The organism is Chloracidobacterium sp., from assembly GCA_015075585.1.
GTDB lineage: Bacteria > Acidobacteriota > Blastocatellia > Pyrinomonadales > Pyrinomonadaceae > OLB17.
Map to the genome: position 1 here is coordinate 755,974 of JABTUB010000001.1, position 15,930 is coordinate 771,903.

Annotated in this window: 10 protein-coding genes; 9 read left to right on the plus strand and 1 reads right to left on the minus strand. The window is 53.8% G+C overall.

All coding sequences use genetic code 11. From position 1 onward, the window contains the following. Positions 1-22 precede the first annotated feature (22 nt). The 6 genes from HS105_03415 to HS105_03440 all read left to right on the plus strand — a co-directional run bounded on the left by HS105_03415 (position 23) and on the right by HS105_03440 (position 10,985). Positions 23-1,816 (plus strand): tetratricopeptide repeat protein, encoded by a 1,794-nt coding sequence (locus HS105_03415; protein ID MBE7515647.1) that lies wholly within the window; start codon positions 23-25, stop codon positions 1,814-1,816. A gap of 638 nt (positions 1,817-2,454) precedes the next feature. After that, positions 2,455-4,299, plus strand: coding sequence for an apolipoprotein N-acyltransferase (gene lnt / locus HS105_03420; protein ID MBE7515648.1), 1,845 nt, complete (start codon positions 2,455-2,457; stop codon positions 4,297-4,299). 112 nt (positions 4,300-4,411) lie between these two features. Beyond that, a complete protein-coding gene (locus HS105_03425) occupies positions 4,412-5,464 on the plus strand; it encodes a peptide chain release factor 2 (protein MBE7515649.1) in 1,053 nt (350 codons plus the stop codon). Between the two features lie 18 nt (positions 5,465-5,482). Next, positions 5,483-7,942, plus strand: coding sequence for a DNA translocase FtsK 4TM domain-containing protein (locus HS105_03430; protein MBE7515650.1), 2,460 nt, complete (start codon positions 5,483-5,485; stop codon positions 7,940-7,942). A 60-nt stretch (positions 7,943-8,002) separates the two neighbouring features. Then, a complete protein-coding gene (locus HS105_03435; protein MBE7515651.1) occupies positions 8,003-8,293 on the plus strand; it encodes a helix-hairpin-helix domain-containing protein in 291 nt (96 codons plus the stop codon). Positions 8,294-8,309: 16 nt separating this feature from the next. Next, positions 8,310-10,985, plus strand: a complete 2,676-nt coding sequence (locus HS105_03440; protein ID MBE7515652.1) for a ComEC/Rec2 family competence protein — start codon at positions 8,310-8,312, stop codon at positions 10,983-10,985. 131 nt (positions 10,986-11,116) lie between these two features. On the opposite strand, the gene purH is transcribed toward HS105_03440, so the two are convergent. Next, positions 11,117-12,676: a bifunctional phosphoribosylaminoimidazolecarboxamide formyltransferase/IMP cyclohydrolase gene (gene purH, locus HS105_03445; GenBank protein MBE7515653.1), complete on the minus strand. Its 1,560-nt coding sequence runs from the start codon at positions 12,674-12,676 to the stop codon at positions 11,117-11,119. Positions 12,677-13,025: 349 nt separating this feature from the next. Here purH and HS105_03450 point away from each other — a divergent pair, with 349 nt between their 5' ends. Genes HS105_03450 through HS105_03460 form a run of 3 tightly spaced genes read left to right on the plus strand, consistent with a single transcriptional unit; the run spans position 13,026 to position 15,930 of the window. Further along, entirely contained in the window at positions 13,026-14,489 is a 1,464-nt protein-coding gene (locus HS105_03450; protein MBE7515654.1) for a hypothetical protein, read from the plus strand. After that, the gene (locus HS105_03455; protein MBE7515655.1) at positions 14,486-15,637 is read left to right on the plus strand and encodes a hypothetical protein; all 1,152 of its coding nucleotides are present in this window, start codon (positions 14,486-14,488) and stop codon (positions 15,635-15,637) included. The genes HS105_03450 and HS105_03455 overlap by 4 nt, the downstream gene beginning before the upstream one ends. Next, entirely contained in the window at positions 15,637-15,930 is a 294-nt protein-coding gene (locus HS105_03460) for a Smr/MutS family protein (protein ID MBE7515656.1), read from the plus strand. Before HS105_03455 ends, HS105_03460 begins: the two co-directional genes overlap by 1 nt.

Genomic DNA, 15,930 nt, shown 5'->3' on the forward strand with positions numbered 1-15,930 from the left:
ATTTTTGTTTTAGGAGAAGCTGATGTTGCAACGCTCGTTATTGTGCCTGACCTTACTGCTCGTTGTCGCTGCCGGCGCACGGGCGCAGACGGATGTCGCATTAGTGCTGCCGTTCGAGAACACGTCGTCGCGTTCGGAATTTAATTGGGTGGGCGAGAGCTTTGCGGATTCGCTCAGCGACCTTCTGCGGGTGCCGGGCCTTAATGTTGTTACGAATGAAGAGCGTAAACTTATCCAGCAGCGGCTGCGAATACCTCTCACGGCTTTGCCGAGCCTTGCGACGTCGCTGAAACTCGCCCGCGAAGCGAACGCAACGATCCTTATCTCAGGCCAATATAATGTTGAACCATCGCCGAATGATATGGCCGCCGCCATCATCGTTACGGCAAAGGTCGTGCGTGTGAATGAGGGCCGTTTTTTGAGCGAGGAAATGCCCGACGGAAGCCGTGTTACACGGGATATCAGGGTCAGTGATGCCTTGGGCAACCTTCAGACCATCCAAGGGCAGATCGCATATCAGATACTTTATCAACGCGATAAATCATTGCCGTACTCACAGAACGATATGATAACCGCGGCGACAAAGGTGCCCGCGCGTGCATTCGAGGCATATACAAAAGGCCTTTTAACGCCGATATCACAGATCGATGTGCGTGAGAATTACTTCCGCAACGCGGTGCGTCTTTACAGCGAGGCGACATCGGGCGGCGTTTACAGCGAGGCCGATCTCGAACTTGGCCATATAAATATGGGCCGCCGAAAGGTCAACGAGGCGATCGACGCTTTCGAGCAGGTCATTACCGCTCATAATCGCTGCGTGGACAGGGCCAAACAGGAAAGCAAGGCTCCGAATTGCCGCGACGAGATGTATGCCGAAGCGTCTTTTTATATCGGTATTTTGCAGTGGCAGCAGGGTAATTATGAATCTGCTTTGGCAACGCTGCGGCCGCTCGCCGACGATCTCAAGCTGACGAGCATTTATAACGCACTCGGGGCGATCGCGATACAGGCTTCGCGTACCGAGAAAAAGAACCCAGGCAAGGCCGCCGCTCTTCAAACCGAAGGACTCGAACTGCTGAAAAGGGCCGCGGACTCAACGCCTGATGATGCGAACATACATTTCAACTACGCAGCAGCACTGTTTCTGGCCGGAAATATGGCAGATGCGGCGCCTGAATTTCGGCAGGCGATCTCTGCCGCACCGCGCGACGGCGAGGCTTACTTTATGTTGTCCAAGGCGTTAGAGGCGATCAAAGACCCGCTTGCCAAGGATATGGACAATGAGGCCCGCAAATATCTGACGGCGAATAACCGCTATGCTACTCTCGAACGCGAATGGCAACGCTCAAAGACGATAGCCAATCTCGCGTTGCGTGTTGAGGTGCCGCTGAGAAAGGATTTTGTAAGCGTCATAATGAGCCGAAGCTATGGTGCCGCCGCGGCAAAGGCGCAGGTCACCGAGACCGACGATCTGCTTACGACCGCACGTGCACAAGTCAAAGCCGGACAGGACGATGATGCAATGGCGACGCTGCGCCGCATCCTCGCGAGCGAACCAATGTCGGCAGAGAGTTATCTGTTGCTCGGCAAGATCCACCTGCGACGCGGCGACCTCGAACAGGCGATATCGTCGTTCAAGACATCGATCTTCTGGGACAATCGTATGATCGAGGCACATGTCGCGCTAGGCAAGATCTATGTCGAGAAAGGCGATTGTCTTCAGGCAAAGAACTATACCGCATCGGCACTCGACATCAATTCTGAAGATCCGGATGCCATCGCATTACAAAGACTGTCAGAAAGATGCTCGAAATGAGTAATTGGTATGCGGCGGAAGGTATCATCTAGTTATAATCCGGAGGAATTCCAAAAAATTTCACATGGTAAAATCGCTTATTCCATAAGGAGTTAGCCCTCTGGTAGAGTATCTCTAAATAATTTTCCAACGATCTTGCAGAACTTTGGCACGCTAAGTGCTAAGTAGAGGGTGGCTAGCTTGATGACAGTCATCAAGACCCCGCCGCCACCACTACTCCGAGCGCGGTTTGCCACTGTGCTTGTACACCTTCCGAGCGTTCCTTCAGTTGTCCTTCCTTTACAGGCTCGGCCGATCTAAACGGCCGGGCCTGCCTTACTTTACTTGCATTTATTGATAAAAAGGCGGTTCTGCGGCATTTTCGTTCAGTTTGAGTGAACGTGTGGAAAGGTGCGGACAGTGATGCGTTCAAGTTGACCGTATTTAGCTCGCTGTTCGTGCCGTGATGACAGATCGCGGCAGTCCGGAGTGACAAATTTTGTTTCTAAATGAACGATTACGGTCAGAATGAACGGTCTGCGACGGTGATATAGCATTTGAGCGGTGAAATTACGGTGCGGACGCGCCGTTGATGTTAATATATTGAGGTGTTTCAGGCACCTCGCCGACGGTTTCTTCCTTCGTGGCAAAGCGCGCTGATGGCGATCGCCGGCGCGGGTCTGCTTATCCTTGCGTTCCCGGATTTTGATCAATGGTACTTAGCATGGTTCGCGCTTGTGCCGCTGATGTACGCTGTTGAGCGTGAGAAAGCATCGGCACCCGCTTCGTTCCTAACGGGTTGGCTGTTCGGGACGCTGTTTTTCTTCGGCTCGTGCTGGTGGCTGACCTATGCTCCGATACACTACGCGGGCTTTCCGGTGTGGCTGGCGTACTTTTTGCTGCTTTGCGTGTGTCTGCTCGTCGGGCTGTTTCCGGCATTGTTTGCCGGAATTCTATCGCTGCTGGTGCGACGCTTCGGTGATCGGGCATACCTCGCGGCTCCGTTCCTATGGGTATTTACTGAATTTCTGCGCTACTGGCTGACCGGAAATAATTGGAATGCGGTTGGATATTCGCAGGCATTTACATGGTTTACAGAGCAGGGTTTATTGCCGGCTCAAGTCGGGGGAGTGTATTTAGTTGGGTTCTCAATTCTAGTTTTCAATTTACTCTTTGCGAGTGTTTTTTTGGCGAGAAGGAAGGTTCGTAACATTCAACAAAGTCGCGAAACGATTCCCGTCATAGATGAAAGTGACATAGTGACTCTCGGGTTATCGACTGAGACTGTCAAGTCGGACGATGTTATAGAACGATCTGACCCGAATTCAGCGATTGAACTAAGCAGTACCACATATCTTTTCCCAATAATCGGGGTTGTTTTCCTTTTTTTACACGTCTTGGGTGACTACGGAAAAGCGTCGAAGGTATTTAGGATCAGGAATATCAGAACTCTGTTGGCGATCTTGCTTGTGCCTACGGTATTTTCCTTTTTCGTATGGATCGTTACGATAGTGCCGAACTTTTCCTACGGAAGGTTCCCTAACGGGGATACTTTCATAATAGCCGTCCAACCAAATGTGCCGATGAGCGGCCTAGATCAATCAAAGTTCGAATTATTTCGCGACAAACAGATCGAGAGTTCAAGATCAGCCTTCGAGAAGGATCTTGCCCGGTATGAAGCTAACGATTTGGGAATGTTGGATAATATCTATGATGAGAGCGATGCGGAGTTCTACCGCGAAATTTACGCGAAGAAGCCGAAGATCGTTGTTTTGCCCGAATCGCCGATGAACTTTATGTACACCGATGATCGTGAATTTCGGCGGTTCATAGGTGATTTCGCCCGCGAGAACAATGTGAGCGTCCTGTTCAATTCAGCGGAGCCCGAGCCTAACGGCACGCAATATTACAACTCGGCCGTTCTCGTTGGCCCGGACGGCCTCAAGGCAGCACAATATAACAAGATATATCTGCTGCCGTTCGGCGAAAGTGTGCCGCCGCCACTTGAAGGGATACTGCGAGGCTTTGTAGGAAATTTCGCATACGGCCGCGATCACGATCTTGTACCGGTCGGGGACGCCAAGGCCGGCATAATGATCTGCTTTGAGTCGCACTTCGGCGCACTTTCGCGGCAATTCGTACTTAACGGTGCCGATGTCCTTATAGAGATGACAAATGACGGTTATCTCGGCCCGACGCCTGTGCTTCGGCAGCATCTTGCGAATGCGGTCTTTCGTGCCGTCGAGACGAACCGTCCGGTCATACGCGTAACGAATGTCGGCATCACGGCTTACATAAACGAACGCGGCCGGGTACTCGATGAAGCTCCGACATACCAAGAGGCTACGCGTGTATGGAGTGTTTCAAAGAGCGACGGCTCGCAGACCTTCTATGTGAAATACGGCGATTGGTTCGCGTGGCTGTGCACGGCGGTGACGTTGGCCATGCTTTTGATGTGCTTTTGGCGAAAGAGGCCGGAGCCGGTCGAAGCTGTCCGTTCCTAGCAACAGCATCTGAGGCACTCTGCGATCGGGGCATTGGCGTGTAGAATATCATCAATGGAACTTACGGACCTGCAGACAAAATTCGAAGTGATCAAAGAAAAAGTTACCCAACTTGGGAGGTTTCTTTGACGCGCCAAAAAAACAAGCGGAACTAGAAAAACTCGAGCAGCAGATATCTGCATCCGGTTTTTGGGACGACAACGAAGCGGCCCAAAAGGTTGTGCAGGAACGTTCGCGTATTGAAAAGGCACTTGAGCGGCAGAAGCGTTTTGATACCGGCGTATCTGATGCGGATGTGCTTTTTGAATTCGCGGCCGAGGACGGTGATTCGGCTATCGAGCTTGAAGCATTGCTGGAGCGTCTCGAAAAGGAGGTTACGGCCGCCGAGGTCGAATCGCTCCTGTCGGGCGAGACCGATGCGAATAATGCCATTTGCTCGCTGCAGGCAGGTGCGGGCGGGACCGATGCTCAGGATTTTTGCCAAATGCTCCTGCGGATGTATCTGCGTTGGTGTGAGAAACGCGGTTTCAAGGCCGAGATACTCGATGAACAAGCGGGCAGCGAGGCAGGGCTTAAGTCGGCGACATTCCGCGTAGAAGGCGAGTATGCCTACGGCCTTCTTGCTGCTGAAGCGGGCGTCCACCGGCTTGTGCGTATCTCGCCGTTCAATTCGGGCGGCAGCCGCGAGACGTCGTTCGCATCGATGTTCGTAAGTCCTGAGATAGACGAGAATATCGAGGTCAAGATCGAGGATAAGGACCTCAGAGTGGATACGTACCGCTCAACCGGTGCAGGCGGCCAGCACGTCAACACGACCGATTCGGCAGTGAGAATTACGCATCTTCCTACGGGAATTGTGGTAACTTGTCAGAACCAGCGGTCGCAGATCCAGAATCGAGCCGTTGCGATGCAGGTACTGCGCTCGAAGCTGTACGAACTCGAACTGGAAAAACGCCGCGAGGGTGCCGCCGAGCTTGAAGCCGGCAAGATGGACATTTCATTCGGCTCGCAGATACGCAATTATGTGCTGCATCCGTACCGTCTGGTCAAGGACACTCGTACAAAGCACGAGACGTCGGACGTCGATTCGGTTCTGGACGGTGAGCTGGACGATTTCATTCAGGAATTTTTGGTTTACAAGAAAGGTGAGGCTCCGGCCGTATAGCAGTACCGCACACATAGGATGAAAACCTGTCCGACATGTAAGAAGACCTACGACGATGAGACGAATTTTTGCCTTGCGGACGGCAGCACGCTGTTAAAAAGCAAGCGTGCGAAAGCCGCGACGCACACGATCGTAAACGATATCGTCGCTCTGCTGCTTGTTGCTCTTGCGATACTTGTACTCCTGTGCCTCTTGAGCGGCAGCCCTGACGACCGTTCATGGCTTCCGTCGAGTTCGAGCGGTGCTCCGATCAAGAATTGGATCGGCGTTGCAGGCGCAACGATCTTCGCGCTCCTTTACAATTCGCTCGGCTGGTCGGCGTATTTTGTGCCTGTCCTGATAGTGATGGCGGCGTACCGTGTTTATCGTGCCGATACGCTTGTGCCGCGTGTATCGAGGGTTCTCGGTTTTATCTTTTTTGCCGTCGCTCTTTCGGGCATCTTCTCGCTTCTCGGCGGTTATGGTGCGGTTGTCGGTGAAGCCGCGGCTCAAGGGCTTGCACATTATCTGTCGCGTATCGGTGCCGGCATTCTGCTTTTAACCATCTTTGTTTGCTCGCTCTTACTCGTAACGGATGCGTCGCTCGCAGCATTCTTGAGCCACTTTGATATGGCCTGGGCGAATTTCAAGATCCGCTTTGACGAATGGCGTGAGAGACGGCGGTCTGCTCAAGGGGCAAGCCCCGCCCATATCCGTGCGGAGGAGCGAAGGCGGAAGCGTCTCGCAGAGAAGGATGCGGTTATTCCGCCGACCATAGCGGTTCCTGAGGTTCCTTCCGCAAACGCAGTTCGCGGCGAGCCGCTCTTTGAGCACGAGCAGTTCGATTCGGTGCCGACGATCGAAAAGGCGGACGACCCGTATGCAACAACGATCGACGAGGCTGTTCCCGTAACGGAAAGTACGTCTGAAAACGACGCAGCACCGGCGGCTATTGGTGCGAGTGCTGCCGAGGAAGACGAGGAAGTGCTGCCGGATGCAGGAGCAGGCGATCAGGATTTTACGAGCTACAAGCTTCCGGATATCGCATTATTGACCGAAGCGCCGCCCTCGATCGGCCATAAGGAAGATGAGCTTCGCAGTGTTGCGATACAGCTCGAGGAAAAGGCGGGAGAATTCAGTGTGCCGGGAAAGGTAATGCACATTTCGCCGGGGCCTGTTGTTACAACGTTCGAGTTCAAACCTGCAAGCGGCGTGAAATACTCGCGTGTTACGGGCTTGGCCGACGACCTTTGCCTGGCGCTTGCGGCGCCGTCCATCCGCATCGACCGCATACCGGGAAAGGCATACGTCGGCATCGAAGTTCCAAACAAACAGCGCGAGATGATCTATCTGCGCGACGTGATCGATTCGCCGAAGTTCAAAGAGGCATCGAGCCTGCTGACGCTTGGGCTTGGCAAGACAATCGACGGCACGAAATACGTCGCCGATCTCGCAAAAATGCCGCATCTTCTGATCGCCGGCGCAACCGGTGCCGGAAAATCGGTCGGCGTGAACACGCTTGTAATGTCGATCCTTTACAAGGCTAAGCCCGACCAAGTGAAGTTCATCATGGTCGATCCAAAGCGGCTTGAATTAGGGCTTTACGCGGACATTCCTCATCTGTCGGTACCGATCATAACCGATCCGAAACGAGCCGCAACCGCCTTGAAGTGGGCCGTCCGCGAAATGGAGAAGCGTTACAAGGACCTCGCCGGATACGGTGTGCGCAACATCGACAGCTATAATGTCGAAGCGAAACGGCGAAATGACCTCGGCCAGTATGACGAGAACGGCGATAAGCACCGAAACCTGCCGTATATCGTGATAATCATCGATGAGCTTGCGGATCTGATGATGGTTGCGGGTAAAGAGGTCGAGGAGTCGATCACAAGGCTTGCCCAGATGGCGCGTGCGGTCGGCATTCACCTTGTATTGGCAACACAGCGGCCTTCCGTCGATGTCATTACGGGCCTTATCAAGGCGAATTTTCCGTCGCGCATCTCTTTCCGCGTGTCGTCAAGGGTGGACAGCCGCACCATCATTGACGGAAACGGAGCCGAGCGTCTCCTCGGCCAAGGCGATATGTTATTTCTGCCGCCCGGTAATTCACAGGTTGTGCGTGTCCACGGTGCGTTCGTCAACGAGGACGAGATCAAGAAGGTTGTTGAGAGCATAAAGAACCAAGGCAGGCCCGAGTACGATCTAACCATCACAAAGACCGAAGAAGAGGTGAGTGACGACGGCGAATCGCCCGGCCGTCGCGATGTCTATTTTGACGACGCCCTGCGGTTATTCGCTCAGTTCAAGAAAGCATCGACGAGCCTTCTTCAGCGGCAGCTTCGGATCGGCTATGGCCGCGCGGCCGCCCTCATCGACGCGATGGTTGCAGAAGGCTTTGTCGGTGAAATGGACGGAGGAACCCGAGCGCGCCCGATCCTGGATAAAGCATACGAGTACCTGCAAGACCTTGATGAAGGTGCACGCGGCGTTGATGCCTGAGCCTCGATTGCAAAAGGGCGGTTGTGTCGGTTAAGATTCTCATCGATCAAGGGAATATCGATGCGGCTTTTTGTCCTCATATTTCTGTCGGCAGCGATCGGTACTGCCTGTACTTCACGCGTAGTTTACGAGCGGCCCCGACCGGATGCGAGCGATCCGCGCGCGAACATAAATACCTCAACCGTCGAACAGCTTGAACACATGCCCTATGTCGGCCGTCGTACAGCAGCGGCGATCGTCGATTTTCGCGAGGCGAACGGCCCTTTCCGCCGTGTCGAAGGCCTTATGCTGATCCGCGGCATCAGCGAGCGGCGCTTTTTCGAACTACGATCGTCGCTAAAGGCCGAGTAGGACGCTGATGGCCAAAATGAGCTCCCGAAATTTCTCGCCGCGTCCGCTCTTTACTCTCGCTTGCTGTTTCGCTCTCGGTATTGCCCTGGGCCGTTACTCCGCCGTCAGCTTCCAAGTATCGCTTATCCTTGCCGCATCATTCGGCATCACGGCCGCGTTCGTAAGCCGCACTTCTGTCGCAGCCATACTTATTTGCTTCGCATTTCTCAGCGCGGGAGCGGCAGCATATCGCGCGGATCAGCTTAGTATTTCACCGGATCGCTTGAGAGTGCTTTACGACAGCGGCGCGATCGCATCTCGAACGCCTGTCGAGCTGGAAGGCGTTGCTGCCGCTGCTCCGGAGCCGGCCATCGGAGGTGCGTTCATTACAATGGCCGCTGACACACTTTTACTCAAGGGCGCGGAAAGGCAGGTCAGCGGCCGCGTGAGGCTGTTCGTTGCATCGTCTTCGCAGGACGGCATTGACGCGCTCAGCGATCTCAGATACGGATCACGCATCCGTGTGTTGTGTCGCCTTGAGCGTGAGGATAAGTTTCGCGATCCCGGCATACGGAACACGCGTGATGCTTTTGACGGTATGGGGATTGATGCGACAGCGACTGTTCGCTCACCTCTGCTTGTCGAGCGTATCGCGGATGAGAGCGTATTTCTGCCGATAGCTTGGACATACGATGTACGCGGCCGGCTTATCCGAAGCTTTCAGGCGAACCTTCGGCCGGAAACTGCGGGCGTGATGATAGCAAGCCTGCTCGGCGACCAATATTTCCTGGATAAAGACACCGGCGATGTGTTTCGGGCCGGCGGCACGTTTCATATCCTTGTCATTTCCGGCCTGCATATCACATTCATCGGCGGCGTGATGCTGTGGTTCATCCGACGGCTTTCGCGAAACAGGTTGATCCAATTCCTCGTCGTGATCGCTTTCTTGTGGGCATACACGCTTGGCGTCGGAGCCGCAGTTCCGGTAACGCGGGCAGCGATAATGTTCACAATTCTTATGTTCGCTTACGTTGTCGGCAGGCGAACAGATCTGCTGAATTCGCTTGGTCTATGCATCATTATCCTTCTTATATGGCGCCCGGCGGATCTTTTCGGGCCGTCATTCCAGCTTACCGTGATAAGCGTTTTCGCGATCGTGGCCATCGCTCAGCCGCTGCTGAAAAAGCTCTATTCGATCGGCGCATGGACGCCGGATGCAGCCTCGCCATTTCCGCCGAATGTCCCGCAATGGCTTCTTCGTGCCTGTGAAACCGCAGTTTGGGATCCGTTGGCGTGGAATATCGCCTCGAAAGACAATATCTGGACGGGAACGATCGAGAAACGGCCGTATTTTGGCGGCCGAGTGAGAGGCTCGGCTCAGATGCTGCTTCGCTACGCGGCCGAAGGCATTATCGTCTCATTCATCGTGCAGGTAAGTATGCTGCCGCTGTCAGTGATCTACTTCCACCGCGTTCCCTTTGCCTCGGTGATCCTGAATATCTGGGTCGGAGCTATCTTGGCTGTCGAGAGTTTTGCGGCAGTGATCGGATCGTTTTTGACGCTGATAGCAGGTGTGCTCGCCAGGCCGTTCTTTCTCATCGCGGACGCCGCGAACGGGCTTATGCTCGCACTGCCTCGGGTATTTACGAGCGGCGGATGGGCACCGAGGATACCGGCTTATCATGATACAGCGTTTGCCGTATATTTCCTCTACTTCATACCGCTCATCATCATTGCCGCATTGGCCTTTCAATGGAGCCCTTTCGCTCTCGGCAAAGCTGATCGACGAAGGTACCTTTTAACGCGGATTTCGCTCGCAGCGACGCCGATCCTCGCCTGCATTATCATTCTGCATCCGTTCAGCGTGTCAAGACCGGACGGGAAACTGCACATCGACTTTATTGATGTCGGGCAAGGCGATTCGATATTCATTACTTTTCCCGACGGAAGGACCATGCTGATCGACGGCGGCGGAAGATTTGACTATCGGAGCGGTGAAGGTGTTGAAGCGTTCGAACGCGACACTCAAGGTATCGGCGAGGCCGTCGTCTCGCCCGTACTATGGAGCAAAGGCTACTCGTATATTGACAGGATATTGGCGACCCATGCGGATGCGGACCATATTGAAGGGCTGACCGAGGTTGTGCGCAATTTCGGTATCGGCACAGCCTATATCGCCCGCTCACCGGTGAGCGACGCGGAATTTGCAGCCTTTGATGCTGAGCTTAGGAAACGGAATATTCCTGTCGAGATGATCGCGCGCGGCGACACATTCGAGATCGGCGGTGTTACCGCCGAGGTTTTAAATCCTGCTCCGGCCGCGGACCCGAACGCAGTTTGGGATAACAACCACTCAGTTGTTTTGCGGCTGCGTTACGGAAGCAATACGTTCCTGCTGACCGGCGATATCGAACGGCGAACCGAGGCGGAACTTGCCGCGACAGGGATGCTTTCGGCTTCGGATGTAGTAAAGGCTCCTCATCACGGCAGCCGCACATCGTCAACGCAGCCCTTTGTCGATGCGGTTCGTCCGAGACATGCGATCATCTCCGTGGGCCGATACTCTCCTTTCGGACATCCGCATGATGATGTAGTAATGCGTTGGCAGAATGCAGGTGCTTCGGTGTTGACAACGGGCGATAACGGAATGATCAGCATTTCAAGCGACGGCACTGATATCAGCGTGGCAGGCTTTGCGGACGGAGGGAATTGATCTGCCGAGCGCACAAAAACGCCGAAGGATGCGTTTTCACAAAACCTTCCGAGCGTTCTTTCAGTCGTCCTAAATTGTGAATAGTTTTAACACTACCACAATATATTGTCAAGAGAAATATTTCCGATCGGCTAATGCTTGAAATGACGGACGCCTGTGAACGCCATCGCGATGCCGGTTTCGTTGGCTGCGGCAATGCATTCTTCATCCCTGACGGAGCCGCCGGGCTGTATGATCGCGGTTACGCCGATGCGAGCCGCTTCATCAACATTATCGCGGAACGGGAAGAATGCATCCGATGCGAGAGCACAGCCGCTTAGCGGCAGATCGAACCTCTCAGCACGCATTGCCGCGATCCTGACAGAATCCACACGGTTCATCTGACCGGCACCGACGCCGAGTGTTCGATCGGCACTTGCCAGGACGATGGCGTTCGACCTAACGTGTTTGCAAACCCTCCACGCAAGCATCATCGAGCGAAACTCTTCGTCCGAGGGCGTACGTTCGGTCACGATATGCAGTTCGTCGGCAGCGATGGCGCGAACGTCCTTGTCTTGGACAAGAAAGCCGCCTGATATCTGCTTGTATTCGAGGCTCTCGGATGCTGAAACATCTCCATACGCGGCTTTGAGTATCCGTAAATTCTTCTTGGTTCGAAATATTTCAAGAGCCTCATTGTCGAATTCAGGCCCGATGATCACTTCAGAAAAGATCTCGATCGCGGCTTTTGCCGCTTCAGCATCAACTTTTCGATTGAACGCGATTATGCCTCCGAACGCCGATACGGGATCCGTTGACAGAGCCTTTTTGTATGCCGCGGCAGGTGTTTCCGCGATCCCGACACCGGAAGGATTTGTGTGTTTGATGATCGCTACGGCAGTTTCGTCAAAGTCGTTCACCAGCGAGAATGCCGCATCAGCGTCAACGTAATTGTTGAAAGACATTTCCTTGCCGTGAAGCTGTTCGGCAGAAGCGATGCCGCCCGTGCCGGTGCGGTAGAGAGCCGCCTTTTGATGAGGATTTTCGCCGTATCTCAGGTCGGAGGCCTTTGCAAGCGTGAGCCTTGCTGTTTCCGGGAACTGTTCATTGTCTTGCCGTGCGTTCAAGAAATCTGCGATCGCCGTGTCGTATTCTGCGGTGCGCGCGAACGCCGCCGCCGCTAACGCTGCTCGTGTCTCAAGCGAGAGCGAACCGTCATTCGCTGCTAATTCATTGATGATCCCTTCGTACCTCGCCGGATCGGTAACAACGGCAACGCTGCTCCAATTCTTCGCCGCCGAACGGATCATCGCAGGCCCGCCGATGTCGATATTCTCGACGGCATCTTCCAACGTGGCTCCGGCCTTTGCGATCGCGGCCTCGAACGGGTACAGGTTGACAACAAGCAGGTCGATCTGCGAGATCTCGTGTTCGTTGAGCGACGCGGCATGATCGGCGTTATCGCGAAGTGCAAGCAGTGCTCCGTGAACCCGCGGATGGAGCGTTTTTACGCGGCCGTCCATCATCTCAGGGAAACCGGTAACTTCAGATACATCGGTTACGGTTATTCCGCTGTTGCGAAGGAACGCTGCAGTGCCGCCGGTTGAAACGATCTCGACACCGCGTAACGTCAAATCCTGAGCAAGCGGCAGCAGGCCTGTCTTATCCGAAACGCTTATCAGCGCACGCGTTATCTTTCTTAGCTCTGACATAAAAAAGGCGGCCTGCGATGGCCGCCAAATTCAGCTGCGAGGCTTACGCACAGTACGCCGTTCCAAGCCTCTTGATCTCAGTAAATGGGCTGTCGGTGCATACCGCACTTAAAACAGTCGCCCGAGAAACAGAAGGCTGAAAACCAGCACAAGCGTAAAAATTATGATCTTTATCAAACTCATATCCTATTTGCAGTCTAACCCCGGTTGGCCGAAAATGCCTTTGGTACCCTTTGTGCTAAAGCCGCATTTTATGCTTGTCAGTGTCGGCATGTCAAAGAAAATTCGGGTGCATGGCGGGAAAATTTGCTTGATTTACAAATCTTTACAGACAAAGCTATTAGGGACGATGGTATCAGTAAACGCCGGAAAGCGGAAAAGGTTGGGTTTGGCGCGTACGTTATTGCTGTTTCTGGTTTCCTTGCTTGGTGCGTTAGGTGCCCACGCTCAACATCTTACAGCAACGATCTCACCCGATCCTTCCAAACACTCAGCCGAGATCGATGCTGTATTTTCCGAATCGGTATTTATCGTGAAACTGCCGGAAACAGTCTCATGGGCTGCCGATGAGTTGCATTGTTTCGATCGCGAAGGCCGCAAGAGCGATGTTACGGAGGCTCGGCCGCGGCAATTCGTCGCACTTAAGGGTGTCGTTAGGTGCATTTATTCCGTATCCGTTTTGGGTGCTGATATCGGTGCCTTACGGGCACATCGGTCGTGGATCGCGGCGACGAACGGCATACTGATGCTTGGCGACCTGCTGCCTGAGAACGGCCGTGACGGAGCTGCTGTACGAGTAGAATTGCCGGTCGAATGGAACGTTACCGGAGAATATTCGGAAAACGAAGCTATTACGTTTCAAGACGCCTCCAAAGCTGTGATCCCTATCGGCAAGGATTGGAGGCGTTCATCGCTAAGAGCGCGGCAGAATGACGTCGAACTCATTATTGCCGATCAATGGCCGTTCAGCGATGCGGAGGCGGTCGCGGTTGCTGCAAAGATCGGCAATATTTACGCAGCGTCGATCGGGCCGCTGAGAGCCGAGAAGCCGGCCGTAGTTATGTTTCGAATGCCGCAGGGCACGCCGCCCGGACAATGGGAAGCGGAAACACGAGGCACGACGATAGTTATCACATCATCGGATATGCCGTTCGCTTCGCAGTCGCTTCAGAGGCTTAATGAGCAGCTTCGGCATGAGATGTTTCATCTTTGGTTTCCGAACGGCGTTGCTCTCAGCGGCAGGTATGATTGGTTCTATGAAGGAGCCGCTCAGTATGTTTCGCTTCTGACCGCGGTCCGCACCGGGACGATCAGGTTCGAGGATATGCTGGATACACTCAGCCGTGCTATGACGATCGAGGCAGCGTATCCGCAGCAGGATTTGACCATGATGTACGGCGGACCTGTCGCGGCGAACATTCTTACTTACGCACGCGGGCTGACGATCGCCTTTTTGTTCGATATTGCAAGGCTTGAGCGATCAAACGGCAAGTCCTCATTCGGGGACATACTGCGGGAGCTTTATCGTGAGTATCCGATGAATAGGCCCGGACGTGATGCAACGCAGGCGCTGCTTGCCGAATTCGGAAAATATGGTGAACTGACACCGCTTGTTGATGCCTTGGTTACAGCAAAGCGAGACGTTCCGGCCGTTAATGTCATCCAACTGCTCGGGAAGTGCGGTATCGCCGATGCAGTCGCGGGGACGGCCCATAAGCTCTCTGCCATGCAGAAGCTCTCGTCGCGGCAAAAGGCGTTGCTCGACAAATTGGGTTATAATGCTTGGCGAAGTTCAACGAAGGACCTGAAATGAATTTAAGGGCTTTACCAATTCTTTTACTGCTTGTCTTTTCGCTTTTTGCAGGCGGATGTACCGTTATAGATCAATCCGTAAGCGGTGTCGCCGGCGTTTTTGGTGCAAGCGATACGGCGACCGTGATCGCAAAAACGGCACAGATACGAACATCCTTTGCTGTGGTCGCAGCAGATCTTTTGGAGGTCAAACGCGGCGATAAGCTGGACGTGCTCGATCAGGTCGAATCTCCGGACATTAAAGGCCTTTACTGGTACCGTGTTCGCGCGCATGACGATGCGCAAACCGAAGGATGGATCGAGGCACAGAACGTCATTACGAGTGAGACGCTTGAACGCAGTAAGAAATTGGCGGAGGACTTTCAGGGTGAAGCCCCGCAGGCCGCAGGTATGATCCGTTCAGCTTCGAACCTGCGTGCTGCGTCCGACATGAATCCAGAGAACGTACTGTTCAAGCTTGCGAACGGTTCGACATTCGACATCATGGATTGGAAGTTCGTGCCGAAAGAGGAAGTGCCCGATGTCGATGATGCTCCGAAAGGACAGCGGAAAACCGGCAAGCGTACCAAGAATGCTGACATTGAGGCCGCAAAAGAGGCCGGCGAGCCGGATAATATACAGGACAAGTACGATATTTGGTACCTTGTCAGGCTCGATCCGTCAGTCTCGCCCGCACCGGCGGGATGGCTGTTCGGCCGTCAGGTCGAACTGCAGGTTCCGAGCGATATCGTTTTCTTCCAGCAGAATAATCGCAAATTCGTAACATGGCAGCGGTTGGATGCCGACACCAACGGCAGCGGTAGATCGGGCACGCCGGGAAGTTGGGTTATTCTCACGCGGACGAATGCGGTCAAGGCCATCGATGGTGTCGAACCGGACTTTGACGGCATTTTGGTATTGGCGTTCGATAAATACGACCAGAGCTATTACACGGTGTGGCGTACGCCGAATAATACAGAGGTTTGGGGTATGCTGCCGCTGAAAGTTGAAGGCAAAGGCGATAACAAGACGTTCTCGATGCAGCTGCGAAGCCCGAACGGCTCGCTCGATACAAAGATCTTTAATGTATCGCGTGATAAGAATCGAATGAAGGTTGTGCCGCCGGAAGATATCGCACAGTATCAAACTACGCCGCCGAAGAAAAAATAGTGGCTGAGAATAGAACCGATAGTGGTGAGGAGCCTTTTGAGATCGAGATAACCGATTCGCTCGATCTCCATTCATTCCATCCTAGTGAGGTTCGGGCGGTTGTCGAAGCCTATCTGATCGAGGCTCACAAGAAAGGGTTCAAAATAGTCCGGATCATTCATGGAAAGGGCATTGGTGTGCAGCGTGAGATCGTGCGTAATGTGCTTGCTGAAACGCACTTTGTAAGCGAGTTCAAGAATGCGCCGGAGTTCTCAGGCAGTTGGGGAGCCACGATCGCACATCTTGAGGTTTGA

What these genes read in the sequence shown, in the direction of transcription:
- HS105_03415 (MBE7515647.1), top strand. Translation starts at nt 23, where the DNA reads ATGTTGCAACGCTCGTTATTGTGCCTGACCTTACTGCTCGTTGTCGCT.
- lnt (MBE7515648.1), top strand. Translation starts at nt 2,455, where the DNA reads ATGGCGATCGCCGGCGCGGGTCTGCTTATCCTTGCGTTCCCGGATTTT.
- HS105_03430 (MBE7515650.1), top strand. Translation starts at nt 5,483, where the DNA reads ATGAAAACCTGTCCGACATGTAAGAAGACCTACGACGATGAGACGAAT.
- HS105_03435 (MBE7515651.1), top strand. Translation starts at nt 8,003, where the DNA reads ATGCGGCTTTTTGTCCTCATATTTCTGTCGGCAGCGATCGGTACTGCC.
- HS105_03440 (MBE7515652.1), top strand. Translation starts at nt 8,310, where the DNA reads ATGAGCTCCCGAAATTTCTCGCCGCGTCCGCTCTTTACTCTCGCTTGC.
- purH (MBE7515653.1), bottom strand. Translation starts at nt 12,676, where the DNA reads ATGTCAGAGCTAAGAAAGATAACGCGTGCGCTGATAAGCGTTTCGGAT.
- HS105_03450 (MBE7515654.1), top strand. Translation starts at nt 13,026, where the DNA reads ATGGTATCAGTAAACGCCGGAAAGCGGAAAAGGTTGGGTTTGGCGCGT.
- HS105_03455 (MBE7515655.1), top strand. Translation starts at nt 14,486, where the DNA reads ATGAATTTAAGGGCTTTACCAATTCTTTTACTGCTTGTCTTTTCGCTT.